Source organism: Candidatus Rokuibacteriota bacterium (assembly GCA_016188005.1).
GTDB lineage: Bacteria > Methylomirabilota > Methylomirabilia > Rokubacteriales > CSP1-6 > UBA12499.
Map to the genome: position 1 here is coordinate 90,648 of JACPIQ010000008.1, position 23,632 is coordinate 114,279.

General features: G+C 70.5%; 22 protein-coding genes. 15 read left to right on the forward strand and 7 right to left on the reverse strand.

Going from position 1 to position 23,632, the window contains the following annotated elements:
* The first annotated feature begins 42 nt into the window (after positions 1-42).
* The 6 genes from trxB (at position 43) to HYV93_02120 (ending at position 7,210) form a co-directional block, all read left to right on the forward strand.
* Complete coding sequence (trxB, locus tag HYV93_02095) at positions 43-984, forward strand: thioredoxin-disulfide reductase (protein ID MBI2524751.1); 942 nt, start codon at positions 43-45, stop codon at positions 982-984.
* 229 nt (positions 985-1,213) lie between these two features.
* A complete protein-coding gene (locus HYV93_02100; protein MBI2524752.1) occupies positions 1,214-1,492 on the forward strand; it encodes a hypothetical protein in 279 nt (92 codons plus the stop codon).
* A 75-nt stretch (positions 1,493-1,567) separates the two neighbouring features.
* Positions 1,568-4,678 (forward strand): formate dehydrogenase-N subunit alpha, encoded by a 3,111-nt coding sequence (fdnG, locus tag HYV93_02105; GenBank protein MBI2524753.1) that lies wholly within the window; start codon positions 1,568-1,570, stop codon positions 4,676-4,678.
* 2 nt (positions 4,679-4,680) lie between these two features.
* Positions 4,681-5,457 (forward strand): 4Fe-4S dicluster domain-containing protein, encoded by a 777-nt coding sequence (locus HYV93_02110; GenBank protein MBI2524754.1) that lies wholly within the window; start codon positions 4,681-4,683, stop codon positions 5,455-5,457.
* Positions 5,450-6,274 carry a polysulfide reductase NrfD gene (gene nrfD / locus HYV93_02115; GenBank protein ID MBI2524755.1) on the forward strand — a complete coding sequence of 275 codons (825 nt, stop codon included), beginning with the start codon at positions 5,450-5,452 and terminating at the stop codon, positions 6,272-6,274. Before HYV93_02110 ends, nrfD begins: the two co-directional genes overlap by 8 nt.
* Positions 6,275-6,355: 81 nt before the next feature.
* Entirely contained in the window at positions 6,356-7,210 is an 855-nt protein-coding gene (locus HYV93_02120) for a formate dehydrogenase accessory protein FdhE (GenBank protein ID MBI2524756.1), read from the forward strand.
* A gap of 109 nt (positions 7,211-7,319) precedes the next feature.
* Here HYV93_02120 and HYV93_02125 read toward each other — a convergent pair whose 3' ends face one another.
* The 4 genes from HYV93_02125 to HYV93_02140 are packed head-to-tail and all read right to left on the reverse strand — an operon-like array spanning position 7,320 to position 11,128.
* Positions 7,320-8,099, reverse strand: coding sequence for an aspartate dehydrogenase (locus HYV93_02125; GenBank protein MBI2524757.1), 780 nt, complete (start codon positions 8,097-8,099; stop codon positions 7,320-7,322).
* Between the two features lie 35 nt (positions 8,100-8,134).
* On the reverse strand, positions 8,135-9,664 hold the full coding sequence (locus HYV93_02130) for a tripartite tricarboxylate transporter permease (GenBank protein MBI2524758.1): 1,530 nt from the start codon (positions 9,662-9,664) through the stop codon (positions 8,135-8,137).
* A gap of 2 nt (positions 9,665-9,666) precedes the next feature.
* On the reverse strand, positions 9,667-10,170 hold the full coding sequence (locus HYV93_02135; protein ID MBI2524759.1) for a tripartite tricarboxylate transporter TctB family protein: 504 nt from the start codon (positions 10,168-10,170) through the stop codon (positions 9,667-9,669).
* A gap of 7 nt (positions 10,171-10,177) precedes the next feature.
* On the reverse strand, positions 10,178-11,128 hold the full coding sequence (locus HYV93_02140) for a tripartite tricarboxylate transporter substrate binding protein (GenBank protein MBI2524760.1): 951 nt from the start codon (positions 11,126-11,128) through the stop codon (positions 10,178-10,180).
* A 152-nt stretch (positions 11,129-11,280) separates the two neighbouring features.
* Between HYV93_02140 and HYV93_02145 the strand changes: the two genes are divergently transcribed.
* From HYV93_02145 to HYV93_02165, 5 genes are all read left to right on the forward strand, one after another.
* Entirely contained in the window at positions 11,281-12,240 is a 960-nt protein-coding gene (locus tag HYV93_02145; GenBank protein MBI2524761.1) for a TIGR02757 family protein, read from the forward strand.
* Positions 12,241-13,323 carry a DNA recombination protein RmuC gene (locus HYV93_02150; protein MBI2524762.1) on the forward strand — a complete coding sequence of 361 codons (1,083 nt, stop codon included), beginning with the start codon at positions 12,241-12,243 and terminating at the stop codon, positions 13,321-13,323.
* Positions 13,320-15,047, forward strand: coding sequence for a Na+:solute symporter (locus HYV93_02155; GenBank protein MBI2524763.1), 1,728 nt, complete (start codon positions 13,320-13,322; stop codon positions 15,045-15,047). Before HYV93_02150 ends, HYV93_02155 begins: the two co-directional genes overlap by 4 nt.
* A gap of 18 nt (positions 15,048-15,065) precedes the next feature.
* The gene (locus HYV93_02160; GenBank protein MBI2524764.1) at positions 15,066-15,368 is read left to right on the forward strand and encodes a hypothetical protein; all 303 of its coding nucleotides are present in this window, start codon (positions 15,066-15,068) and stop codon (positions 15,366-15,368) included.
* A gap of 73 nt (positions 15,369-15,441) precedes the next feature.
* Positions 15,442-16,641, forward strand: coding sequence for a M20 family metallopeptidase (locus HYV93_02165; protein MBI2524765.1), 1,200 nt, complete (start codon positions 15,442-15,444; stop codon positions 16,639-16,641).
* A 96-nt stretch (positions 16,642-16,737) separates the two neighbouring features.
* On the opposite strand, the gene HYV93_02170 is transcribed toward HYV93_02165, so the two are convergent.
* Positions 16,738-17,751: a PEP-CTERM sorting domain-containing protein gene (locus HYV93_02170; GenBank protein ID MBI2524766.1), complete on the reverse strand. Its 1,014-nt coding sequence runs from the start codon at positions 17,749-17,751 to the stop codon at positions 16,738-16,740.
* Between the two features lie 762 nt (positions 17,752-18,513).
* Here HYV93_02170 and amrB point away from each other — a divergent pair.
* Together amrB and HYV93_02180 are read left to right on the forward strand one after the other, a co-directional pair.
* Complete coding sequence (amrB, locus tag HYV93_02175) at positions 18,514-19,515, forward strand: AmmeMemoRadiSam system protein B (protein ID MBI2524767.1); 1,002 nt, start codon at positions 18,514-18,516, stop codon at positions 19,513-19,515.
* Complete coding sequence (locus tag HYV93_02180; GenBank protein MBI2524768.1) at positions 19,512-19,982, forward strand: DUF1285 domain-containing protein; 471 nt, start codon at positions 19,512-19,514, stop codon at positions 19,980-19,982. The genes amrB and HYV93_02180 overlap by 4 nt, the downstream gene beginning before the upstream one ends.
* Positions 19,983-20,111: 129 nt before the next feature.
* Here HYV93_02180 and HYV93_02185 read toward each other — a convergent pair whose 3' ends face one another.
* Together HYV93_02185 and HYV93_02190 are read right to left on the reverse strand one after the other, a co-directional pair.
* Positions 20,112-20,693, reverse strand: coding sequence for a DUF2889 domain-containing protein (locus HYV93_02185; protein MBI2524769.1), 582 nt, complete (start codon positions 20,691-20,693; stop codon positions 20,112-20,114).
* Positions 20,690-21,478 (reverse strand): inositol monophosphatase, encoded by a 789-nt coding sequence (locus tag HYV93_02190; protein ID MBI2524770.1) that lies wholly within the window; start codon positions 21,476-21,478, stop codon positions 20,690-20,692. Before HYV93_02190 ends, HYV93_02185 begins: the two co-directional genes overlap by 4 nt.
* A gap of 159 nt (positions 21,479-21,637) precedes the next feature.
* Between HYV93_02190 and corA the strand changes: the two genes are divergently transcribed.
* Positions 21,638-22,615 carry a magnesium/cobalt transporter CorA gene (corA, locus tag HYV93_02195; GenBank protein MBI2524771.1) on the forward strand — a complete coding sequence of 326 codons (978 nt, stop codon included), beginning with the start codon at positions 21,638-21,640 and terminating at the stop codon, positions 22,613-22,615.
* 23 nt (positions 22,616-22,638) lie between these two features.
* The gene (locus tag HYV93_02200; protein ID MBI2524772.1) at positions 22,639-23,556 is read left to right on the forward strand and encodes a 2-dehydropantoate 2-reductase; all 918 of its coding nucleotides are present in this window, start codon (positions 22,639-22,641) and stop codon (positions 23,554-23,556) included.
* Positions 23,557-23,632: the final 76 nt, after the last annotated feature.

Sequence of the window (23,632 nt, forward strand, 5' to 3'; positions counted from 1 at the left end):
CGTGCATACTGAGCTGTGAACGACGGGGAGGAGAGGAGCGCCATGGGAGCGACGCGCAAGGTGATCATCATCGGGTCCGGGCCGGCCGGTTACACCGCCGCCATCTACGCCGCCCGCGCCAACCTCGCCCCGGTGATGTTCACGGGCGTGCAGTCCGGCGGCCAGCTCATGCTGACGACGTTGGTGGAGAACTACCCGGGCTTCATCGAGGGGATCGATGGGCCGCCCCTCATGGACAACTTCCGGAAGCAGGCCGAGCGCTTCGGCACGGAGATGATCGAGGAGGACGTGACGGCGGTGGACTTCGGCCAGCGCCCCTTCAGGGTCACCGGAGGGGACGTCAAGCTCGAGGGCCACACGGTCATCGTCGCCACGGGCGCCTCGGCGAAGCTCCTCGGGCTCCCGAGCGAATCCGCGCTCATGGGGCGCGGCGTCTCGACCTGCGCGACCTGTGACGGCTTCTTCTTCAAGGACCAGAACATCATGGTGGTGGGCGGGGGTGACTCGGCCGTCGAGGAGGCGCTGTACCTGGCCCGGCTCGGCCGGCAGGTCGAGATGGTGCACCGCCGGGACGCGCTGCGCGCCTCGAAGATCATGCAGGAGCGCGCCTTCAAGAACTCCAAGATCAAGTTCATCTGGGATGCCACGGTGAGCGAGGTGCTGGATCCCGCCCAGGGCAAGGTCACAGCCGTCCGGCTGCGCAACCTCAAGACCGGCGCGGTGTGGGAGACGCCGGTGGACGGCCTCTTCGTCGCCATCGGGCACCAGCCCAACACGGCGCTGTTCAAGGGCCAGCTCGAGCTGCACGCGAACGAGTACGTCAAGGTCACGCCCGGCACGACCCAGACCTCGGTGCCCGGCGTCTTCGCCGCCGGCGACGTGCAGGACTTCACCTATCGCCAGGCCGTCACCGCGGCCGGCACGGGCTGCATGGCCGCCCTCGAGGCGGAGCGCTGGCTGGAGGCACAGGGCCTCGGTCACTGAGGGGCGGGGCCGGCGCGGGAGGCGGCTGCCGGCCGCGCGTGCTGCCCCGGGTGTTCTCGCGCGCCGCGTCTTGACAAGCTGGTCCGACCACCATACGATCCGCGCTCATCAAGACCCCGTCCGCGACCTCTAACGAGCCCCGAACAGGCCGGCCACGCGCAAGCGCGCGAAATGGCTGGTGTGCTCGGGTGGCTCGGTGCGGCAAGCCCCATCCCATAGGAGGCCCGCGATGACGCAGAGCCTGACCGACTGGCTTCAGCAGAGCCGCCTGATGGTCGTCGAGGTCGACACGCGCACGGGGCGCCTCCGGGTGAAGGGAGAGGCAGAGGCCTGCTCCGACATCGCATGCTCCGAGGCGACCGTCGTGGTGGCCGACGATGAGGCCGCCGCCACCCTCCACACCCTGAACCCGGGCGACATCGTCAGAGTCGAGTCGGCGCCCGGCCAGCCCCAGCGCGTCGTGGTCCTCCGTCGAGTCTGGGAAGAGCTGACGAGTCCGGAGCTCTAGACAGGCCGCGCGCGGGCCCCTGACCTTACCCGGCCGCGCGCTCCCACGCCGCCGTCGGCGGCAAGGAGGTTCCCGATGAGTCTGTCGCGACGTGACTTCCTGAAGGTCGGGAGCGCCGCCACCGCCGGCGTCGTCGGCGGCGGCCGCGGGCTCGACCTGGCGCCGGTCGAGGCCGCGGCAACCACGCTGAAGATCACGGAGGCGAAGGCTGTCCACGGCGTCTGTCCGTACTGCGCCGTCGGCTGCGCCCAGCTGATCTACACGAAGGACAACCGGATCATCGACATCGAGGGCGACCCGGATACGCCCCACACGCTGGGGCGGCTTTGCCCGAAAGGTGCTGCGACCATCCAGCTGTCCAACAACCCCCTCCGCCCGACGAAGGCGCTCTACCGCGCGCCGGGATCCGACCGGTGGGAGGAGAAGCCGCTCGAGTGGATGTGGGACGAGATCGCCAAGCGCGTCAAGGCCACGCGGGACGCGACGTTCGTCGAGGTCGAGAAGGGCAAGGACGGCAAGGACGTCGTCGTGAACCGGACCGAGGGCCTCGCGAACCTCGGCTCCGCGTGCATCGACAACGAGGAGTGCTACCTCGTCACCAAGCTCATGCGGACCCTGGGGGTGGTCTACCTCGAGCACCAGTCCCGCGTCTGACACTCCGCCACGGTCCCAGCTTTGGGGACCACGTTCGGCCGCGGGGCGATGACGACGAACCTCATCGACATCCAGAACGCGGATGTCATCATCGCGACGTCCAACATGGCGGAGAACCACCCGGTCGGCTTCCAGTTCGTGATGAAGGCCAAGGAGCGCGGCGCCAAGCTCATCCACGTCGACCCGCGCTTCACCCGGACGAGCGCCGCCGCCGACATGCACCTGGCGATCCGCTCCGGCACGAACATCGCGTTCTTCGGGGGGCTGATCAAGTACGCGATCGACAACAACCTCTACTTCAAGGACTACGTCGTCCACTACACGAACGCGTCGTTCCTGATCGACCCGGAGTTCAAGACGGCGACGGACCTCGCCGGGCTCTTCGCGGGCTTCGACGAGGCGAAGCGGGCCTACGACCAGAAGTCCTGGAAGTACCAGCTCGACGCCGAGGGCAACCCGAAGCGCGACCTGACGCTCCGGGACCCGCACAGCGTCTTCCAGCTCATGCGGCGCCAGTACGACCGCTACACCGTCGAGATGGTGGAGCGTGTGTGCGGCATCCCGAAGGAGAAGTTCATCGCGGCCGCCAAGCTCTTCTGCGAGGCGAGCGGCCCCGAGAAGACGGGGACCATCACCTACGCGCTCAACCTCACGCAGCACACGAACGGGGTCGAGAACATCCGTTCTCTCTGCATGCTCCAGCTCCTGCTCGGCAACGCCGGACGGCCCGGCGGCGGCGTCGTCGCCCTCCGCGGCCACGCGAACGTCCAGGGCGCCACCGACCTGGCGGTGCTCTACCAGGACTTGCCGGGCTACCACCCCACGCCGCTCCGCGACGCGCACCCCGACCTCAAGACCTACCTCGAGAAGACCACGCCGAAGTCCGGCTTCGTGGTCAACCGCCCGAAGTGGGTGGTCTCGTTGCTGAAGGCGTGGTACGGGGATAGGGCCACCAAGGAGAACGACTACGGCTTCGACTGGATCCCCAAGCGCGCGGCCGCGGACGCCTACAGCCAGCAGCACACCTTCGTGGACATGTACAACGGCAAGCTCAAGGGGTTCTTCGTGATCGGCCAGAATCCCGCGGTGGGCGGCTCGAACACCCGCGTGGTGCGTGAGGCGCTGCACAAGCTCGACTGGCTGGTCGTCCAGGACATCTTCCTGACCGAGACGGCCGAGGTCTGGAAGGCCCCGGCCTCGTCCTCGCGAGCGGCCGTGAGCCCGAAGGACGTGAAGACGGAGGTCTTCTTCCTGCCGGCGGCGCCAGCGGCGGAGAAGGACGGGACCCTCACCAACACGATGCGCCTCATCCAGTGGCATGACAAGGCCGTCGACCCGCCGGGGGACGTGCGCTCGGATGCCGAGCACATCTACCAGCTCGGGCGGCGGCTGAAGGCGCTCTATGCCGGCTCGAAGGCCAAGCGTGACCAGGGGATCCTCGCGCTGACCTGGGAGTACGGCGACACGCATCCCAGCATCCTCAAGGTGCTCGTCGAGATGAACGGCGTCGCGCTCGAGGAGCTGAAGGACAAGGACGGAAAGGTCCTCTACAAGAAGGGCGAACCGCTCAAGACCTTCGCCGACCTCCGGGACGACGGCACCACGGCGTCGGGGATCTGGATCTACACGGGCGTCACGGTCGCCGACGCGGAGGGCAAGATCGTCAACCGCGCCGCGAGCAGGAAGAAGGCCGACGAGAAGGACTACCTCGCCCACGGCTGGGGCTGGGCGTGGCCGGCCAACCGGCGCATCCTCTACAACCGCGCCGCGGCGGCACCCGACGGCCGGCCGTGGAGCGAGAAGAAGAAGTTCCTCTGGTGGGACCCGGAGGCGCCGTCCAACGTGCCCGACAAGAAGGGCCGATGGGTCGGCTTCGACGTGCCCGACTTCAACGCCTTCCTGGCGCCCGACGCCAAGGGGGGCGACAACCCGTACATCATGCGGGCGGACGGCAAGGGGGCGTTCTTCGGCCCGCTGGTCGACGGGCCGTTCCCCGAGCACTACGAGCCGATGGAGTCGCCGGTCAAGAACCTCCTCTCCAAGACGCAGAACAACCCGACGGCCAAGCGCTGGACGGTGGGCGAGAAGCGGAACGAGCTGGCGGGGGTCGGGTCGACCGAGTACCCGTACGTGATCACGACGTACCGGCTGACCGAGCATCACCTCTCGGGCGTCATGTCGCGCAACCTGCCCTTGCTCGCGGAGCTGTACGAGTCGCACTTCGTCGAGATGAGCCAGGAGCTCGCGAAGGAGCTCGGCATCCAGAACGGCGAGAAGGTGACCGTCATGACGCCGCGGGGCAAGATCCACGTGAAGGCGATGGTGACCCAGCGGCTCAAGCCCTTCACGATCGACGGCAGGACCGTCCACCAGATCGGCATCCCGTGGCACTGGGGCTACAATGGCGTCCCGGCACTCCCCGGGAGCAAGGGAGACATCACCAACGACCTGTCGGCCAACGTGGGAGACCCCAACGTCTTCATCCAGGAGTCCAAGGCCTTCCTCTGCAACGTGAAGAAGGGGGTGGTCTAGCCATGGCCCGCACGCTGGCGATGTTCACGGACACCTCCCTGTGCATCGGCTGTCGCGCCTGCCAGGTCGCGTGCAAGCAGTGGAACGAGCTCGGCATGGAGACGCCGCAGTGGACCGGCACCTATCAGAACCAGCCGCACTTCACCGACCAGACCTACCGCCTCGTGCGCTTCGTCGAGGAGGCGCGGCCGACGGGCGAGCTGGCCTGGCTGCTCATGTCGGACGTCTGCAAGCACTGCGCCCAGGCCGGCTGTCTCGAGGCCTGTCCGACCGGCGCGATCTACCGGACGCAGTACGGAACGGTGGACATCAAGCAGGACGTCTGCAACGGCTGCCGCTACTGCGTCTCCTCGTGCCCGTTCGGCGTGGTGGCGTTCGACAAGACCGCGGGCACGGCGAAGAAGTGTACGTTCTGCAACGACCGGATCCAGAACGGGCTTGGCCCGGCGTGCGCGAAGGCGTGCCCCACCGAGTCGATCCAGTTCGGCTTCCGGGACGACCTCGTCGCGAAGGCGCAGAAGCGTGTCGAGGCGCTCAAGGGCATGGGCTTCAGGGACGCCCAGCTCTACGGCGCCGACTCGAAGGGCTTCCTCGGCGGCCTGAACGCGTTCTTCTTGCTCCTGTCGAAGCCCTCTACCTACAACCTGCCCGACAGCCCGAAGGTGCCGCAGCGGAATGTCGTCGCGGACTCCCTCCTGTCCATCGCCTCGGGGGTCCTGGTCGGGCTCGGTGCGTTGCTCGCGTTCCGCGGCCGCGGGCAGGGAGGCGGCGATGCTTAAGGCCCCGCACTGGGAGATGCTGATCGTCTGGTACTTCTTCCTCGGCGGGATCGCCGGCGGGGCGTACTTCACGGCGGCGATCGCCGACAACTTCGGGAGCGCCCGTGACCGGGCGGTGGCCAAGGTGGGCTACCTCCTGTCGCTCCCGCTGGCCGCCGCCTGCGGCATCCTGCTCATCGTGGACCTCGGGGTGCCGACGCGGTTCCTCAACATGCTGGGCACGTTCAAGTTCTGGGACCCGATGTCCATCGGGGCGTGGGGCATCGGCATCTTCGGGCTCTTCTCGCTCGGGTCGTCCGTTCTGAGCTTCTCGAGCTCGGCGCGGGCGCTGGCGCTCCGCCGGAAGGGCAGCCTCGTCGGCAGCATCTTCGGGTTCTTCCTGGCCGCCTACACGGGCGTGCTCCTCAGCAACACCGCGCTGCCGTTCTGGAGTGACGCGCGGCTGATGGGCGCGCTCTTCCTGGCCTCCGGCGCGTCGACCGGCCTGGCGGCCATCTCGCTCCTGATGTGGCTCGGCAGCGGCTCCGGCGGCGAGGGCTTGGCCAAGGTGAAGCGGGCCGATCGGTACTCGATGATCATCGAGCTCGTCCTGCTGGCGGTCTTCCTGGGCCTGCTCGGGTCCGCCGCCCAGCCGATCACGACGGGCCGCCTTGCGCCGCTCTTCTGGGGGGGGCTCGTGGGGGTGGGACTCGTCATCCCGCTCCTGCTCGAGCTGGTCGGCCGGCGCGTGAAGGCCGTGGCGGCGATCGCGGCTGTCCTGGTGCTCGTCGGTGGCTTCGTGCTGCGTTACGTCGTGGTGATGTCCGTCCAGACCTGACCGGGTCGCCCGGTGCCGACCGGCGAGGGGCCCGGCGTCGGGCCCCTCGCGTCGCGTCCCGAGGCCGGGGAGCCTGCGCGCGTGGCCATCGATCTCCGGGAAGAGTGGGCGGACCTGCTCGCGCGCCGCACCGAGCTCGGCGCGGCGCTCACAGCGTACGGGGAGATCGTCGACCAGTGGGCACAGTGGTCGGCGGAGCGCCCGGCGCGGCTCGGCTGGGGATCAGCGGAGTGCCGCGCCCGGTGGGAGCGTGGTGTCCCCCTGCTCGCCGAGGCCCCCCCGACGATCCGCGCCGACGACCTCGAGGAGCTTCTCGGCGGCGTGATGGAGCGGCTCGCGGCGGCCAGGGAGGATGCGACCCCGGGCTTGCGGCGGGTGGCGGCGGCGTGGGACCGGGGGGAGATCGGCCCGGCCGCCCTGTTCCCGGGACCCGGGAGGGTGGGGGCGCCCGCGCTCGAGGAAGTGTCGGGGCTGCCCGCTGACCTGCTGTCGTTCCTCGCCTACGGGAGCCTGCGGCCGGCGCTCGAGCCCTACTTCGCGGGGTGCCGGCCGCACCTGGACGAGCACATCTGGGCTCTCGGCATCTGCCCGTTCTGCGGAGGCCCTCCGGGCTTCTCCGACGTGCTCGAGGACGGCAAGCGACGGCTCGCATGCCACCTGTGCGGGGGTGGCTGGACGTTCGGGAGGCTGCGCTGCCCGCACTGCGGGACCGAGGAGAGCGCGGACTTGGTCCGTCTCGGGCTGGAGGAGCGCGACCAGGGCTACGCGATCGTCGCCTGCCGGCGCTGCAAGGCCTACCTCAAGGAACTGGACCGCAGAGTCCGCTGGAACGCTCGATCCGCGCTGGTCGAGGACTGGGGCTCTCCCCACTTCGACGTGGCCGCCAAGCGGGCCGGATACTGGAGGGCGTGCCCGACGCTGCTCCTGCTCGTGTGAGCCTCGCGGTGGATGTCCGCCATCCGGGCCTCCCGGCCCGGGGCGCCTGGGACGTTAGCGCGACGGCCGTCAGGCGTCGGCCCGGGGGGTGCTGCCTCCACCTGGCTCCTCAGGTCCCGACGCGGACGGAGGCACCCAGTTCCCTCAGCATGGCAATGGCGGACAGATAGGAGAGCTTGCCGGTGCGCGGGTTCTCCGAGGGGACGTTCTCGATCTCGACGGCGAGGCGCCCGAACTCCCCCTCGATGACGACCCGGTGCCGGTTGTGCTCCTGCCCGGGCACGGCGAAGATCCTGATCCGGGTGCGCTCGGGCCCCACGCCGGCCAGCGAGAGCGCGGCCACCACGTTGACGTTGGCGGGGAAGGCGCGCACGGCCTCCGTGGCCGATCCCTCGAAGAGGAGCGTCTCGCGGGTGATGGCGTCGAGGTCGATCCCGTGCTGCTCGACATAGGGCGCCCCCGCGAGCCCCCGGGGCGGCTTGCGGGTCTCCATGGTGACCGACGTGATGGCGCCCTCGCGGGCGCCCTTCATTCCGTCGAGGCCGGCGATGGCCCCGGAGGGCACGAGGATCCGGCACCGGTGCGCGGAGGCGAGCCGGGCCCACTCGTCCAGCACGCCGACGAGGCCGCCGACGGAGAGGATCATGAGATCCTTGCCAGCCCGGAGCACGTCGGGACCGAAGTCGCGCAGCGCCGCCTGAGTGGCCGCCTCCACGACGAGATCGGCGCGGCGGATCAGCTCGGGCAGCGGCAGGGCGGGGTACCCGGCGGCCTTCGCCGGATCGCGCACGCTGACCCCGGCCAGCGCGATGCCCGGGATGCCCGCCGTCACGGCGCGGGCGACCGCCCGCCCGATCACTCCCATGCCCACGACCCCGACCCTGATCACACGGCCCCCCGAAGCAGGATACGGCGAAAGACGCCTCAGAAGTCGACGTCGGGCTCGGCGGTCTCCGCCAGGCGTGCCCGGGTCCGGTAGTGCTGCCAGACGGCGAAGGCCACCGAGACCACCGACAGCCCGATGAGCGTGCCCGAGATGGGGCGGGTGAGGAAGAGCCACGGGTTGGCGTCGGTCATGATGGCCCGCACGAGGTTGACCTCGATCTGGTCGCCCAGGACGACGCCGAGGATGAGCGGAGCCAGCGGGAATCCGAGCTTGACCATGGCGTAGCCGAGCACCCCGAAGAGCAGGAGCACGTAGACGTTCTCGATGATGTTGTTGAGCGCGTAGGCGCCGATGACGCAGAAGACGAGCACCACGGGGATCAGCACGGGCTTGGGCACCGTGACGATGCGCAGGAAGAGCCGCGCCCCGGCGCCCACGAGGAGCACCATGATCAGATGGGCGAGCAGATAGGCCGCGAAGATCCCGTAGGCGAGACGGGGCTCCTGGCTGACGAACAGCGGCCCCGGCTGGATGCCGTGGATGATCATGGCGCCCAGCATCACCGCGGTGACGGCATCGCCGGGGATGCCGAAGGCCATGATGGTCACGAGCGAGCCGCCCACGTTGGCGTTGTTCGAGGCCTCGGAGGCGATGATCCCCTCGGGGGTGCCGGTCCCGAAGCGCTCGGGGTGCCGGGAGAACTTCTTGGCCTGATCGTAGGCCATGATGTTCGCCGCGCTGCCGCCGATGGCGGGGAGCACTCCGATGAGGATGCCGATCACGGTGGATCGGAGCAGGAGAAAGGGCCGGCCCAGGATCTCGGCGATGACCTTGAGGTGCGAGACCGACAGGCTCGGCGCGACGCGGGCCACCGTGCCCGCCGGCGCCGGACCGCCCATCTTCTCGATGTCGGTCATGATCTGGGCGAAGGCGAAGACGCCGATGAGGATGGGCAGGAACTGGAAGCCGCCCTGCAGGAACTCCGAGCCCAGGGTCAGGCGCGGCACGCCCATGATCGGGTCGGCGCCGATGATGGTGGCCATGAGCCCGATGGCGCCCGAGATGAGGCCCTTGAGGAGCGAGGCCTCCGTGAGCCCGGCCACCATGGCCAGGGCGAAGAGGAAGAGGGAGAAGAACTCCCACGGGCCGAACTCGAGCGCGAAGGCGGCCAGCGGGCCCGTGGTGGCGATGAGGAAGACGCCGCCGAGGAGCCCGCCCCAGAACGAGGCCCAGACCCCGAGCCACACGGCGCGGCCGGGCTGGCCCTTCCTCGCCATGGGGAAACCGTCGAAGGTGGTGGCGATGGCCGACGGCGTGCCCGGGATCCCGATGAGGCAGGCGGTGACGAGTCCGCCCGCCGACCCTCCCACGTAGACGCCGGTCATGGCCGCCAGCCCCTGGAGCGGATCGAGCCCGAAGGTGAAGGGCAGGATCAGGATGATGGTCATGGTGATCGTGACACCGGGCAGCGCCCCGCCCACCACGCCGGCCAGCGTCCCGATCACGAGCGAGAGGAGGTACTTCGCCTGGAGGATGTTGAGGAGGCCAGCGCCGAGGAGCTCCAGCATGGCTAGAAGGCGGTCCAGCGCCCGCGCGGCAGGAGCACGGAGAGATAGCTCTCGAAGACCAGGTGTGTCACCCAGGCCGTGGCCGCCGCCACGACGACGATGAGGAGCCAGCGCCGCCTGCCGGGCGGCTCCAGCGCGGTCTGGAGCGCGCCGACGAAGAGGAAGGTCCCGAGTCGGTAGCCGAGACCGGGGAGGAGCAGGACATAGGCGGCGAAGAGACCGAAGGTCGTGAGGACGAGCGCCCAGCCCGCCGGGACGAGCGAGCGCGCGGCGGGTCCGGGGCCAGGGGCCCTGCCCCGTCGCGTGCGTCCTTCGCGCCGCCGGGCGAGGAGATCGGCGATGACGAGCATCGCGCTCAGGAGGGCGGTGGAGCCCAGGACGAGGCGGGGGTAGAAGCCAGGGCCGATGGGCACGAGCGCGGGCTGGGGGAGGCCGCGGGTGAGGGCCAGGAGCCCGAGGCTCCCCCCGAGGCAGACGAGCCCCGCCCAGCCGTCGCGCCCGAGCACGGAGGCGCTACCGCTTGAGCAGCCCGAGGTCCTTGGCGAGGTCCCGGTTCAGGTCGTCGAGCTTCTTCTGGTACTCGGCGTACGCCTTCCGGCCGAGGTAGCGCACCTCGGTGCCCTGCTTCTTCATGGACTCGGCGAAGGCGGGCTCCTTGCTCGCCTGGGCGCAGGCCGAGTCGAGCTTGGCCACGACGTCGGCGGGGGTGCCCTTGGGCACCATGAGCCCGCGCTCCACGGAGAACACCACGTTGACCCCCAGCTCCTTGAGCGTGGGCACGCTCGGGATCTCGGGGCTGCGCTTCTCCGTGGCGATGGCGAGGAACTTGAGCTGCCCCGCGTCCACCTTGCCCTTCTGGGTCAGGTTGGAGTCGGTGAGGTCGATGTGGCCGCCCAGGATGGCGTTCATGCGCGGCGCCAGCCCCTCGTAGGAGACGTACTTGAACTTGATGCCCGCGGCCTTCTCGACGAGCGCCGGGAAGAAGTGGCTGGTGGAGCCGAGAGTCGCGCCGACGGAGATCTGGCCGGGGCGCGCCTTGGCATCACCCAGGAGCTCCTGCCAGGAGGTCCACTTGGTCTTGGGGCTGGCCGTGAGGACGGACGGAGTCGACGACAGCAGGCACACCGGCTCGAAGTCCGTGTACTTCACGTCCGAGACGCCGGTGTAGTAGGTGGAGTGGATGTAGTCGTGGACGGCGTAGATCGTGTAGCCGTCCGGGGGCGAGTTCTTCGCCTCGCGCGCGCCCACGGTCCCGGAGGCGCCGCCGACGTTGGCGATGACCACCGTGCCGCCCAGCGCCTTCTGCAACCCCGGCACGAAGGGGCGGAAGATGTTGTCGGTGTCGCCGCCGGCAGCCCACGGCACGATGAGCTTCACCGGCCGATCGGGATAGGCCGCGGGCAGAGACGCCGCGGCGACGAGCACGAGGGCGAGCAGGAGGCCGAGGGAGACGACCTTGCGCATGGGGACTCCTCCGAGGAGTTGGCGTTCACTGCGAGAGCGGCCACATCATAGCAACCGGAGGGTGAGCGGGCAACCGCCGTGCTAGAATCCGGGCCAGAGGCCCCCGGGTGAGACGCCGCCGCGCGAGACGCAGTGACGCGAGAGGCCGCTTGGTGCGGTCGCCGCCGCCGCTCGAGGCGGCGCTGGACCGGCTCCACCGCGGCTTCGACTGGGCCGGCCGCACCCCGCAGGACGCCATTCGCCATCCCCTCCGCTACGCGGATCCGGGCGACCGGGAGGTGGCGGGGCTCCTCGCGGCATGCCTGGCATACGGACGGGTGGACCTCTTCGGCCCGCAGGTGGACTGGGCGCTCGGCCAGATGGGAGAGTCGCCGCGGCGCTTCGTCCTCGGCTTCGACCCGAGGAAGGACGGCGCCCGCTTCGACGGCTTCCGCTACCGCTTCAACCGCCCGCGGGATCTCGCGGCCTTCTGCCTCGCGACCCAGCGCATCCTCCTCGCTCACGACTCGCTGGGGGCCTTCTTCGCCAGGGGATACTCGCCGGGGGATCCTGACGTGGGACCGGCGCTGCAGCGCTTCGTGGACGGCTTCCTCGGTCAGGACCTCTCCGCGGTGTTCCCGCGCAACCGGCTCTCCCGCGGCTTCCGCCATCTCTTCCCGCGGCCGTCGACCGGAGGCCCATGCAAGCGCCTGCACCTCTTCCTCCGCTGGATGGTGAGGCGCCAGGCCCCCGACTTCGGCCTCTGGACGGCCATCCCGCCCTCGGCGCTCCTCATGCCCGTGGACACCCACGTGGAGCACATGGCGCGCGCGCTGAGGCTCACGCGGCGGCGGAGCCGCAACTGGAAGATGGTCGAGGAGATCACGGCGCGCCTGCGCGTGCTGGACCCGGAGGATCCGGTGAAGTACGACTTCGCCCTCTGCCACAAGCGCATGTCCGGCGACTGCCTCGACCGGCGGGACGCCGTCGTCTGCGCTCCGTGCGACCTCAAGCCCGTCTGCCGCCACTGGCAAGGTTGGCGAGGCGCAGCCGCAGGCGAGCCGAGCGCATACGGAGATCCCCCGCGCGGAGCGAGGGGGCGAGGCGCAGCCGCAGGCGAGCCGAGCGGATAGATGAGCGAGCTGGCGCTGGTCGCCGCAGGGGCGCTGCTCGTGGTGCTGGCCGCCGTCGCCTGGGGACTCGTGACGACGCGTCGCCAGCAGGAAGGGCTCAGGCAGGAGGTCGGGGACCTCGGCGCGCACGTGCGGGACGAGGTCGCCGCGCTGAGGCTCGCCGTGGCGGGGGAGCTCAAGGGGGTCACGGCAGAGGTCACCCGTCAGCTTCAGGAGGGCATGCGGCTCGCCCAGGATGCCCAGGGCGCCATGGGGGAGCGGCTGGACCGGGCGGCGAAGGTGGTCGGCGACGTCCAGGGCAGCCTCGGCAGGCTCGGCGAGGCCACCCAGCGGGTGGTGGAGGTGGGCCGGGAGATCCACGGCCTCGAGCAGGTGCTCAAGTCGCCGAAGATCCGCGGGGGGCTCGGCGAGACGCTGCTGGAGCAGCTCCTGGCGCAGATGCTGCCGCGCGAGCACTACGACCTGCAGCACGGCTTCAAGAGCGGTGATCGGGTGGACGCCGCCATCCGCATCAGCGGGCGGCTGGTCCCCGTGGACGCCAAGTTCCCGCTGGAGAACTTCCGCCGCCTGCTGCAGGAGCCGGACGAGGAGCGCCGGCGACCCTTCCGCCGCGCCTTCGTCCGCGACGTGAAGCTGCGCGTGGACGAGATCGCGAAGAAGTACATCCTGCCGGACGAGGAGACCTTCGACTTCGCCCTCATGTACGTGCCCGCGGAGAACGTCTACTACGAGATCATCATCAAGGGAGACGACGCGGAGGAGGAGCCCATTGCGACCTATGCGCTGGGCCGGCGCGTGATCCCGGTGTCACCCAATAGCCTGTATGCCTATCTCCAGGTGATCGTGCTGGGGCTCCGGGGCTTGCGGATCGAGGCCAATGCCCGCGAGATCCAGAATGACCTGATCCGCCTCGGGGGAGATCTCGAGCGGGTGCGGGAGCACATGCAGAAACTGGGCGGGCATCTGGGCAATGCGCAGAAGCAGTTCGCGGACGCCGACCGCGACCTCTCCCGCTTCGAGGCCAAGCTCGAGGGCATCGAGCGCAAGGGGGAGCAGGCGGGGCTGCCGGAGCCGGCCGCGTGATCCTCACGGCGCTCGACTGGGTCGTCATCGCGCTGTACTTCGCGCTCTCTCTCGCGGTGGGGCTCCTCTTCGCGCGGCGGGCGGGGAAGAGCGCCGAGGAGTTCTTCCTCTCGGGCCGCAAGCTGCCGTGGTGGCTGGCCGGCACCTCGATGGTGGCCACGACCTTCGCGGCCGACACGCCGCTGGCGGTCACGGGCCTCACGGTGAAGCACGGGATCGCCGGGAACTGGTTCTGGTGGTCCTTCGTGATGAGCGGCATGCTCACGGTCTTCTTCTACGCGCGGCTCTGGCGCCGCGCCGGGGTCATGACGGACGCCGAGCTCACGGAGCTGCGCTACGCCGGGCGGCCCGCGGCCTTCCTGCGGGCCTTCCGCGCCTGCTACCTGGCGATCCCCATCAACTGCATCATCATGGGCTGGGTCACCCACGCCATGGCGACGATCCTCGGGCTCTCCGTGGGGCTCGACAAGTGGCAGGCCACGGTGGCGCTCCTCGCCATCACGGCCCTGTACTCGACGCTCTCCGGGCTCTGGGGTGTCGTCGCCACCGATTTCTTCCAGTTCATCCTCGCCATGGCGGGCTCGGTGGCGCTGGCGGTGTTCGCGCTGGGAGCCGTGGGTGGACTGGGCGGGCTCCAGGCGGGGCTCGCGGCCAGGTTCGCGGCCCCCGGGCCCACGGCGCTCCTGCCGGATCTCGGCGAGGCGTGGATGCCGGCGCTGACCTTCTTCGTGTACATCGCCGTGAACTGGTGGGCCTCGTGGTACCCCGGCGCCGAGCCTGGCGGCGGCGGCTATGTCGCCCAGCGCATCCTCGCCACGAAGGACGAGCGTCACGCCTTCCTCGCCGCACTCTGGTTCAACGTGGCCCACTACGTGCTGCGGCCGTGGCCGTGGATCCTGGTGGCGCTCTGCTCGATGCTGCTGTATCCGGGGCTCGCGAATCCTGAGGAAGGCTACGTGCGCGTGATGGTGGACCAGCTGCCTCCCGTCTGGCGCGGCTTTCTCCTGGCCGCCTTCTTCGCCGCGTACATGTCCACCATCTCGACTCACCTCAACTGGGGCGCCTCCTACCTCCTGAACGACGTCTACCGCCGCCACCTCCGGCCCGACGCCTCGCCGGGCCACTACGTGGCGGTGGGGCGCTGGGCCACCCTCGGCCTGATGGTGATCTCGGGGATCATCACCTACTACCTCAAGTCCGTGGAAGGGGCGTGGAAGTTCCTCCTCGCCATCGGCGCCGGCACCGGGCTCGTCTATCTGCTCCGCTGGTACTGGTGGCGGATCAACGCGTGGAGCGAGGTGGCGGCCATGGCGGCGGCGCTGGTGCTCTCGCTGTCGCTCCAGTTCGGCGCCGGGCTGGATCCTGCCACGCCGCGGAGCTTCGCCTGGCTGATGCTCCTCACCGTGGCGGGCACGACGCTGGTATGGCTCGCCGTCACCCACCTCACGCCGCCCGAGCCCGTGGAGCACCTGCGGCGCTTCTACGAACGCGTGCGTCCCGGCGGACGCGGCTGGGTGGAGGTGGCGGGTCGCGCGGACGAGGAGGGGCCGGGCTGGGGCGGGCTCGGCAGGTGGCTGCTCGGCTGCGCCGTGGTGTATCTGGGGCTCTTCGGCACGGGATCGCTTCTGCTCGGACGCCCGTGGCGCGGCCTCACGCTCGTCGGCGCGGCCCTCGCGCTCACCGTGTGGATCGTGAGGCACTCCGAGCCCGAGCCCATCGAGTGAGTGTGATAGGATAGCCGCATGACAGACATCCAGTTCCAGGTCTACGGGATCAATCTCTTGGTCCGACTCCTGGCCGAGGCTCCCGCGGATGTCCGGGTACACTGCCCCAAGGGCTCGCCGATCCGCTACGGCGAGGTCGTCGGCCGGGGCGACGGGTTCGACGAGGGCGCCAACGCCTTCCGCGAGATGCCGCCGATCCGTTCCGTCGTCGCCTTCGAGGAAAACCCCGAGGAGGTGGAAGGGCACTACTTCTACATCGGGGGTGAGGAGCATCGGGTCATCCGGCTGGACGCCGTGATCCTGTCCTTTCCCCTGGAGTAACGGCGAGCCCCGCGGGTTGTCCCCGCCGCCCCTGTCGTCCTTCCGCAAGGCTCTCGACGCCCTCCTCTCCCGCATCGACGGGGACGAGGTCGTGGCGCTCACCCGGGCCCTGGTCCGCATCCCCAGCGTCTACCGCCCCGACGATCCCGGCGCCACCGAGCAGCAGGTGGCGGACTTCGTGGAGACCTGGCTGAGGCGCGAGGGGTTCGAGGTCACGGTGCAGTCCGTGGCGCCGGGGCGCCCGAACGTCATCGGCTCGCTCGGGGAGAAGCGGACGGGGCAGCGGAGCCTGCTCCTGGAGGGCCACATGGATGTGGTGACGGAAGGCGATCCGGGCCAGTGGTCCTTCCCGCCCTTCGGTGCCGAGCTCTCGGGCGGGAGGATCTACGGGCGCGGGGCCGCCGACATGAAGGGGGGACTGGCCGCGGCGATGGTGGCCGCCGCGGCCTTTGTGCGCGCCTCGGTGGAGCCGGCAGGCAAGCTCGTGCTGGGGGCCTTGGTGGACGAGGAGGACAGGATGCTCGGCGTCCGCCACCTCGTGACCACCCAGGTGGGGCGGGAGCTGGACGCCGCCATCATCTGCGAGCCGGAGGAGAACGAGCTGTGCCTGGTGCAGCGGGGCGTGGTGTGGGCGCGCTTTCGCGTGCGCGGCCGCATGGCTCACGGCGCGATGCCCGAGGCGGGGATCAATCCGATCGCCGCGCTCGGCAGGCTGCTCCGCCAGGCGCCGGCCCTGGAGAGGCGCCTGCGGAGGCGCTGCGAGCGGAGCCGCTACCTGCGCCCCCCCACCGTGACGCCGACCATTGTCCAGGCCCCGCCCAGGGGCGTGGGCGTGCCGCAGTCCAACGTGATCCCGGCCCTGGGCGAGTTGACGCTCGACGTGCGGGTCACCCCGGGGATCGGTGCCTCCGAGCTCGGCGCTGAGCTGGACTCGCTGTGCCGCGCCGCCGAGGCGGACCAGCCGGGCTTGAAGGTCGAGTGGGAGCCCGTCAACGAGTTCAGGCTGGCGACCAGGGTGGACAGAGACGAGGCCATCGTCCGGGCCATGGCGCTGGCGGTGAGGCAGGCCACCGGGCGGCCTCCCCGCTGGGGCGGGGTGCCTGGTTCCACCGACGGCACCATCCTCAGGATGGAGCTGGGCCTGCCCATCGTCACCTGCGGTCCCGGGAACCGGCTCATCCCCCACCAGGTGGACGAATACGTCGAAGTCGCAGAGTTACTCGAGGCGGCGAGGATTTACGCTGCCTCGGCTCTCAGATACCTTCAAGCCTGATCACCTTTTTCCCGCGCGCCGCCCGCGCGCAAGACACCAAGGGCGCCGAGCCATGATCCGCCCGGCGCCCCGAGGCGAGGGAACGGGATCCTCAGGCTATGGCCGGCGACGTCTCCACGCCATCACTGCCCAGCCCGCAACTCCACCGCCGAGCAGGATCAGCGACGCGGGCTCTGCCACTCCGGTTGGCGGTGGCGGCGGAGGAGGCGGAGGGGGCGGGGCGAGGAAGCCCTGCACCACCACCACCTGATTTCCCCCGCCGAAGGTCGAGAAGAGGAAGTCTCCGGTGAGGGGATCGATGGCCGCCCCCTCGGCCCCCGAGAGATCCGACAGGAAGGTGCGTCGCGTCGCCACGAGCGGGTTGCCGTCGGCGTCGAGATCATAGGCGCCGACCATGCCGGCGCTGAACTCGGAGATCAGCAGGCTGTCGACCGCGAACCCGGGGTTGCCTGAGGCGATGTAGACGAAGCCCTCGGGGCCACCCGGGACGTTCTGGATGCCGCCCAGCGCCGGGTCGAGGTCCACCTGGGCCAGCCCCGCCAGATCGAAGGTGCCCGAGCCGTCGGGGGTGAGGGTCGCCGAGTACCACTGTCCGCCGGACCAGGAAACGAGCTTGACCTCCCCGGCACCCCCGAAGCCGGCGGGCACGAAATTGATCGCCGCGTGGGAGCTGGCCACCCCGGCCGCTGCGAGATCGATGATCTTGTCCTCCGAGAGGCTGCCTGGCTTCACCTGCCCGAGGGCGTTCACGGGCCAGCGGGAGAGGAAGAGCACGCCCCCGGGGCCGAAGACGACGCCGCCATCGTTGAAGGCGCCCATCGTGGAGCCGGCACCCGGGTAGAGCGTCGCCGCCCCCGAGAAGCCGGTGACATGCCCGCTCCCTCCGCGGACCACGTCGACCTGGTAGATCCGCCCTGCCGCGGTGTTGGCGTTGCCCCCGATGATCACGGTGTCGCCGTCGAGGAAGGTCAGCCCGCCGTACAGGGGGGGCAGGCCGGGGACGGACCCGAGGCTCGTCGCCGTGTAATCCGCGGAGAAGTCGCCGCCGAGGGTGATCGCGTAGACCGGATCCCCGAGAAGCACGCTTAGGACCGCTAAGACGGCTATCATGATACGGCGGATCATGCTGAAGCCCTCCTGGTCAAGTATGTCGGACAGAGTCCCGCACAGATCCTTCCGCATGCATTCCCTGTTCTTGGCTGCAAGCGAGATGCCCGACGCCATTCCGCGGGGGTTTCGGCCAGATTCGCATGGACCGGCTTGGCGAATTGTGGGCGTTGTAAGAAGAGCCGACAGCGGGGCGACGCGCCCAGCAATGCCACTTGGTAGACTTGGCTGGGGGGCCGGGAGGTGTCCCGGCGGGCTCGGCGCCTTCGCGAGCCCGGGGGCGGCGCCGCCGGGGACGGGGCGTCCGCTCGGCGTCACAGGCGCACCCCCAACCGGACCTTGCGATTCCGCATGGGTTGGTGTGTCATCGCCGGATGGATCGGGGCAGGGCCCGGTGGGCGGACGAGGGGCCCCGGGTTGCTGGTGGCGTTCGCCGCCGGCCGTTCGGGGCGATCGGCTCCCCGGCCGCCGAAGCGGCGCCATGAGCTGCGGGCGGGCGCGGAGGGGCACGCGATGAGCGAGAGCAGCGAGCGGCCGAGGCTCAGGGCCCTCGAGGCCTTCCCGGTGCAGCAGGAGGGCGATCGTGCGGTGGGCTTGAGGGACCCTGCCGGCTTCACCGATCAGGTTGCGGTGCTGGCGCTGCCGTTGCTGGATCTGGTGTCGCTCTTCGACGGGGAGCACTCCATCGGAGAGATGCGGGAGATCTTCCTCGCCCGCCACGGCCAAGCCCCCAGCGCCGAGCAGATCCGCGGCATCGTGGAGCAGATGGATTCGGCGGGCTTCCTGGACAGCCCGCGCTTCGCCGAGCGGCGGCGACGCATCGAGGAGGGCTTCCGGCTGAGCCCGGTGCGTCCGCCGGCTCACGCCGGAGCGGCCTACGCGGGCGAGCCCGGGACACTCCAGGAACAGATCCGCTCGTTCTTCACCCACGCGGACGGTCCGGGCACGCCGGGCCCCGTGAGTCTCGGGCTGGACGGTGCCGCCGGCGGCGCGCCCGGCATCCGCGGGCTGATCGCGCCGCACATCGACTTCCACCGCGGCGGGCCGACCTATGCCTGGGCCTACCGCGAGCTGGCCCACTCCGACGCCGACCTCTTCGTGATCCTCGGCACCTGTCATGCCGGCATGGCAGATCCCTTCGCCGCTACGGGCAAGGCCTATGAGACGCCGCTTGGTCGGGCGGCCGCCGATGGCGACTTTCTGGATGCCCTGGGCCGGAGATACGGCCACGATCTCCTGGCCTCCGAGGGTGCGCACCGCGTCGAGCACTCCGTGGAGTTCCAGGTCGTGATGCTCCAGCATCTCCTCGGGGAGCGGCGGCCCTTCACCATCGTGCCGCTGCTCGCCTCCTTCCTTCACGAGGCGGTGTGGCGCGCAAGCGCGCCCGAGTCGGACGCGCGCGTGCCCCGCTTCCTCGAGGCGCTGGGCGAGACGCTGGCCGTCTCGGGACGCCGGGTCTGTCTGGTGGCGGGCGTGGACCTGGCCCACGTGGGGCCGCGCTTCGGCGATCCCGAGCTCAACACCGATGAGTTCCTCCGCCACGTAGAGGCCCAGGACCGCGCGATGCTCGCGACCGTGACGGCGGGAGACGCTGGCGCCTTCTTCGAGGAGGTGGCGCGGGACGGCGACGCGCGGCGGATCTGCGGGCTGTCGCCCATCTACGCCTTCCTCCGGGCGCTGCCCGGGGCCCGGGGGCGGCTGCTCCGCTACAGCCAGTGGCCCGATCCCGAGGGGGCGGTGAGCTTCTGCGCCGCCGCGTTCTCATGACGGCCGCGGGGCATCCCGCCCATCCGGGGCTGCCGCGCCTGTCCATCACCCGTGACGGCGAATGGCGCCACGAGGGAGAGACGATCACCCACGCGCGGATCCTGGACGATCTGTGGACGCGCCTCCAGATGGATGCGGCCGGGTATTACCTCCTGGTGGGCTCGCTCCGGGTGCCAGTGGAGGTGGAGGACGCCCCGTTCGTCGTGGTGCGAGTCGAGCTCGACCAGGACCCGGCGGGGGTGGTGCTGAGCGACGGCAGCCGTGAGCCCCTGGCCCTCGACACCCTGCGTCTCGGCCCGGGAGAGGTGCCCTATTGCCGCGTCAAGGGCGGGCGCTTCGAGGCCAGGCTGGGCCGCGCCGCCGCCTGGCAGCTCCTGCAGGCGATGGAGACCGACGAGACCACCGGCGAGGCCGCGCTCCTGCTCCGGGGGCGCCGCCACATCATCCCCCGCGTCGCCTCCGGCTAGCCGGATCTTTCCGGGGCCGGCGCGCCCGCCGCCTCGCGAGCGGGTCGGCCAGTGGCCTGGCTGAGCAATGCGTGGACACGCGGCGCCGGATGGGCCGGCGCTTCGTCTCCGCCTTTCCGAGACGGCGCGCTACGAGACCGGCTCGCGGTGCTCCTTGTACGTGGACATCGCGCGAAGCCCCGCCTCGTCGCCCCGCTTGAGCAGGTTGTGCAAGGGCCCGTGCTCCCGCCACGACCGGCAGGTGTTGACGAACCAGCGGTCGCCGTCGCCGCCCATGACCGCCTCGCTGTTCCGGTCCCTGAAGGCGACGCCCGCCGCCTGGCGGATCACGGGTCCCATGCCCTGGATGAGGGCGGTCAGGTGGGAGCAGCCCTGCTGGCGGCCGAGCCGCTCGTTGACGGCGCGGGTGAAACCCTGGGCGACGGAGACGCCGACCAGCCGCTGGAGGGCCGGCAGGGCCTCGGGGCAGATCGTGTACGGCTGGGTGTGCATGGCGCCTTCCACGGATGTGATCACCAGCTCGGGATGGCGGACGCGCAGAGCGACCCGCATGTCGTGCACCACCCGCGGTCCTGGAACGCCGAACCACTTCGGGCCGCCCCGCGGGCGCTCGTCCAGCAACGAGCCGGTGACGACGAGCTCGTCGTCACCGGACTCGACGGCTTCCATCCGGATGGTGCGCACCTGGAGCGGCAGCGTCTTGTCACTCACTGGGCTCTGACCTCCTTGAGGGTTCGGATGATCTCGTCGTGGATCGTCCCGTTGGACGCGACCACGGCGGGGGCGGCGGGGTCCAGCGGGCCGCCCTCGAGATCCGTGACGCGCCCCCCGGCCTCCTCCACGAGTAGGGCGCCGGCGGCCACATCCCAGGGGCCCAGGACGAGCTCCCAGAAGCCGTCGAGACGGCCGGCCGCCACCGAGGCGAGGCTCAGGGCCGCGGAGCCCAGCTCCCGCACGATGCGGCTCCTGCGGGTCAAGGCTGCGTGCTCGGCGAGATTGTTGTCGGCGGCGGCGCGGACGTCGTAGGGGAAGCCCGTGGCCAGCAGACTCTCGCCGAGCGCCGCCGTGGGCGAGACGCGGAGCGGCACACCGTTGACGCGGGCGCCTCGCCCGCGCTCGGCGGTGAAGCACTCGCCGCGGTTCGGATCGAAGACGACGCCCACCAGCGCCCGCCCGTCCACTTCGAGGGCGATGGAGACGCCGAAGAGCGGCAGGCCATGGACGAAGTTGGTGGTGCCGTCGAGCGGGTCGATGACCCAGCGGTGGCTGCGCGAGCGCGTCACGGCGCCGCCCTCCTCGGCCAGGATCGAGTGGTCAGGAAAGTGCTGATGGATCGTCTCGACCACCAGGGCCTCGGCGCCGCGGTCGATGTCGGTGACGAGGTTGATGGGACTCGACTTGGTGGTGACGCTGAGGGCGGCGCCGCGGTGCTCGAGGAGAAAGGCCCCCGCGCGCCTGGCCGCCTCGACGGCGACCCCGAGGAACGATGCTCTCATATCGCGCTGAGCCTAACACGGCTGCGGCTTGACAACCACCGCGCGCGCCCCGCAGAGTGACGGCGGCTGAGATCGGGCGATGGACGTCGGACAGCGCGAAGATCCGGCGGGCGCGGGCCGGCCCCGGCCAGGGTGCCCGCGCCAGATCAAGGAGGTCGTGTGAAGGGCGTGGAGGACTGCGCGGCGTACGCCGACGGACAGCGGGTGGCGGATGTCGCGATCGCGGACATCAGCGAGGCGCTCGAGCAGCCCGACCGCTTCGTCTGGATCGGCCTGCACGAGCCCGACGAGGCGCTGCTGCGGGAGGTCCAGCAGGAGTTCGGCCTGCATGACCTGGCGGTGGAGGACGCCCACCGGGCCCATCAGCGGCCCAAGCTCGAGCGCTACGGCGACTCGCTGTTCGTGGCGCTCCGGACGGCCCGGATGAACCCGGCGTCCCGGCGGGCCGACTTCGGCGAGACGCACATCTTCGTGGGGCCCCGCTACGTGGTGTCGGTGCGCCACGGGGCGTCGCTGTCGTACGAGGAGGTGCGGGGCCGCTGCGAGGCCGCCCCCCAGCAGCTCCGCAAGGGCCCCGGCTACGTCCTCTACGCGCTCATGGACTTCATCGTGGACCAGTACTTCCCCGTCGTGGAGGCGCTCGAGGAGGACCTCGACGGGCTCGAGGAGGGGATCTTCGGTCGGCCGTTCGACCGTGACACCACTGCGCGGATCTATCGGCTGAAGCGCGATTTGCTGGAGGTGAAGCGGGCGGTCTCGCCGCTGGTGGATGTCTGCAACCGCCTGACGCGGTTCGAGGACGAGCTGGTCCCGGACGATACGCGGCTGTACTTCCGCGATGTGTACGACCACAGCATCCGGATCAACGAGATGGTGGATACCGCGCGCGAGCTCCTGACGACGGCCTTCGAGGCCAACCTCTCGCTGATCTCGGTGGCGCAAAACGAGTCCATGAAGAAGCTGGCTGCGTGGGCCGCGATCCTGGCAGTGCCGACCATGATCGCGGGCGTCTACGGGATGAACTTCCAGCACATGCCCGAGCTCGGCTGGACGCTCGGCTACCCGGCGATCATGGCCGTCATGCTGGGGACCTGCATCGGCCTCTACCGCCACTTCAAGCGGGTCGAGTGGCTCTGACGCCCCGGGAGGCGCCGGCGCGGATGCGGATCGTCGTCATGGGCAGCGGCGGGACCGGCGGCTACTTCGGCGCCAAGCTGGCGCGCGCGGGGGAGGACGTCACGTTCGTGGCCCGCGGGAAGCACCTGGAGGCGATCCAGATCAGCGGCCTGCGGGTCCGCTCGGCGATGGAGGGGGAGTGGACCGTGACGGCGCCCGCGGTGGAGCGGCTGGAGGGGTTGCCGCCGGCGGACCTCGTGCTCTTCTGCGTGAAGGCCTTCGACACCGAGCCCGCGGCGGCGGCGATCCGGCCGGTGGTGGGGCCGGAGACCGGCGTGCTGTCCATCCAGAACGGGATGGAGAGCGAGGGGAGGCTGGTGCGGATCCTCGGGCCGGGGCACGTGCTCGGCGGCGCCGCCCAGGTGCTGGCGACCATCGAGGCCCCCGGCGTCATCGCCCACACGGTGATGGGGCGCATCGTCTTCGGCGAGATGGACGGGCGCGAGACACCCCGGGCCCGCGCGTTCCTCGAGGCGTGCCGGCGCGCCTCCATCCCGGCGGAGATCTCCGCGAACATCAGGCGGGCGCTCTGGGAGAAGTACGTGATGATCGTCGCCCACTCGGGCATGACGGCGGTCACGCGCTGTCCCGCCGGCATCATCCGGGCGCTGCCCGAGACACGCCGCATGTACCGGCTGCTGCTGGAGGAGATGGTGGGGGTGGCCGGGGCGGCCGGCGCCGGGGTCGAGAGCGGGATCGTCGACACGGTGCTGGGTCTCCTGGACAGCCAGCCGGGCGGCTTCTATTCCTCGCTCCACCACGATCTGACCCGCGGCAAGCGGCTGGAGCTCGAGGCGCTGCAGGGCCATGCCGTGCGGCTCGGCGAGCAGCTGGGGGTGCCGACGCCGACGCTGTTCGCCGTCTACGCCGCCCTCCGGCCCCACCTCGACGGCCCCCCCTAGCGGGGGTCAGGTCTTGCATTGCGACATCGGCAGGCGTGGGAACCTCCATAGGATCGGGGTCAGCGCCTTGGCGATC

Bases quoted from the DNA above. Each gene is read 5' to 3' on its own strand.
- trxB (MBI2524751.1), top strand. From the start codon at position 43: ATGGGAGCGACGCGCAAGGTGATCATCATCGGGTCCGGGCCGGCCGGT.
- HYV93_02100 (MBI2524752.1), top strand. From the start codon at position 1,214: ATGACGCAGAGCCTGACCGACTGGCTTCAGCAGAGCCGCCTGATGGTC.
- HYV93_02110 (MBI2524754.1), top strand. From the start codon at position 4,681: ATGGCCCGCACGCTGGCGATGTTCACGGACACCTCCCTGTGCATCGGC.
- nrfD (MBI2524755.1), top strand. From the start codon at position 5,450: ATGCTTAAGGCCCCGCACTGGGAGATGCTGATCGTCTGGTACTTCTTC.
- HYV93_02130 (MBI2524758.1), bottom strand. From the start codon at position 9,664: ATGCTGGAGCTCCTCGGCGCTGGCCTCCTCAACATCCTCCAGGCGAAG.
- HYV93_02140 (MBI2524760.1), bottom strand. From the start codon at position 11,128: ATGCGCAAGGTCGTCTCCCTCGGCCTCCTGCTCGCCCTCGTGCTCGTC.
- HYV93_02150 (MBI2524762.1), top strand. From the start codon at position 12,241: ATGAGCGAGCTGGCGCTGGTCGCCGCAGGGGCGCTGCTCGTGGTGCTG.
- HYV93_02160 (MBI2524764.1), top strand. From the start codon at position 15,066: ATGACAGACATCCAGTTCCAGGTCTACGGGATCAATCTCTTGGTCCGA.
- HYV93_02170 (MBI2524766.1), bottom strand. From the start codon at position 17,751: ATGATAGCCGTCTTAGCGGTCCTAAGCGTGCTTCTCGGGGATCCGGTC.
- amrB (MBI2524767.1), top strand. From the start codon at position 18,514: ATGGATTCGGCGGGCTTCCTGGACAGCCCGCGCTTCGCCGAGCGGCGG.
- HYV93_02180 (MBI2524768.1), top strand. From the start codon at position 19,512: ATGACGGCCGCGGGGCATCCCGCCCATCCGGGGCTGCCGCGCCTGTCC.
- HYV93_02190 (MBI2524770.1), bottom strand. From the start codon at position 21,478: ATGAGAGCATCGTTCCTCGGGGTCGCCGTCGAGGCGGCCAGGCGCGCG.
- HYV93_02200 (MBI2524772.1), top strand. From the start codon at position 22,639: ATGCGGATCGTCGTCATGGGCAGCGGCGGGACCGGCGGCTACTTCGGC.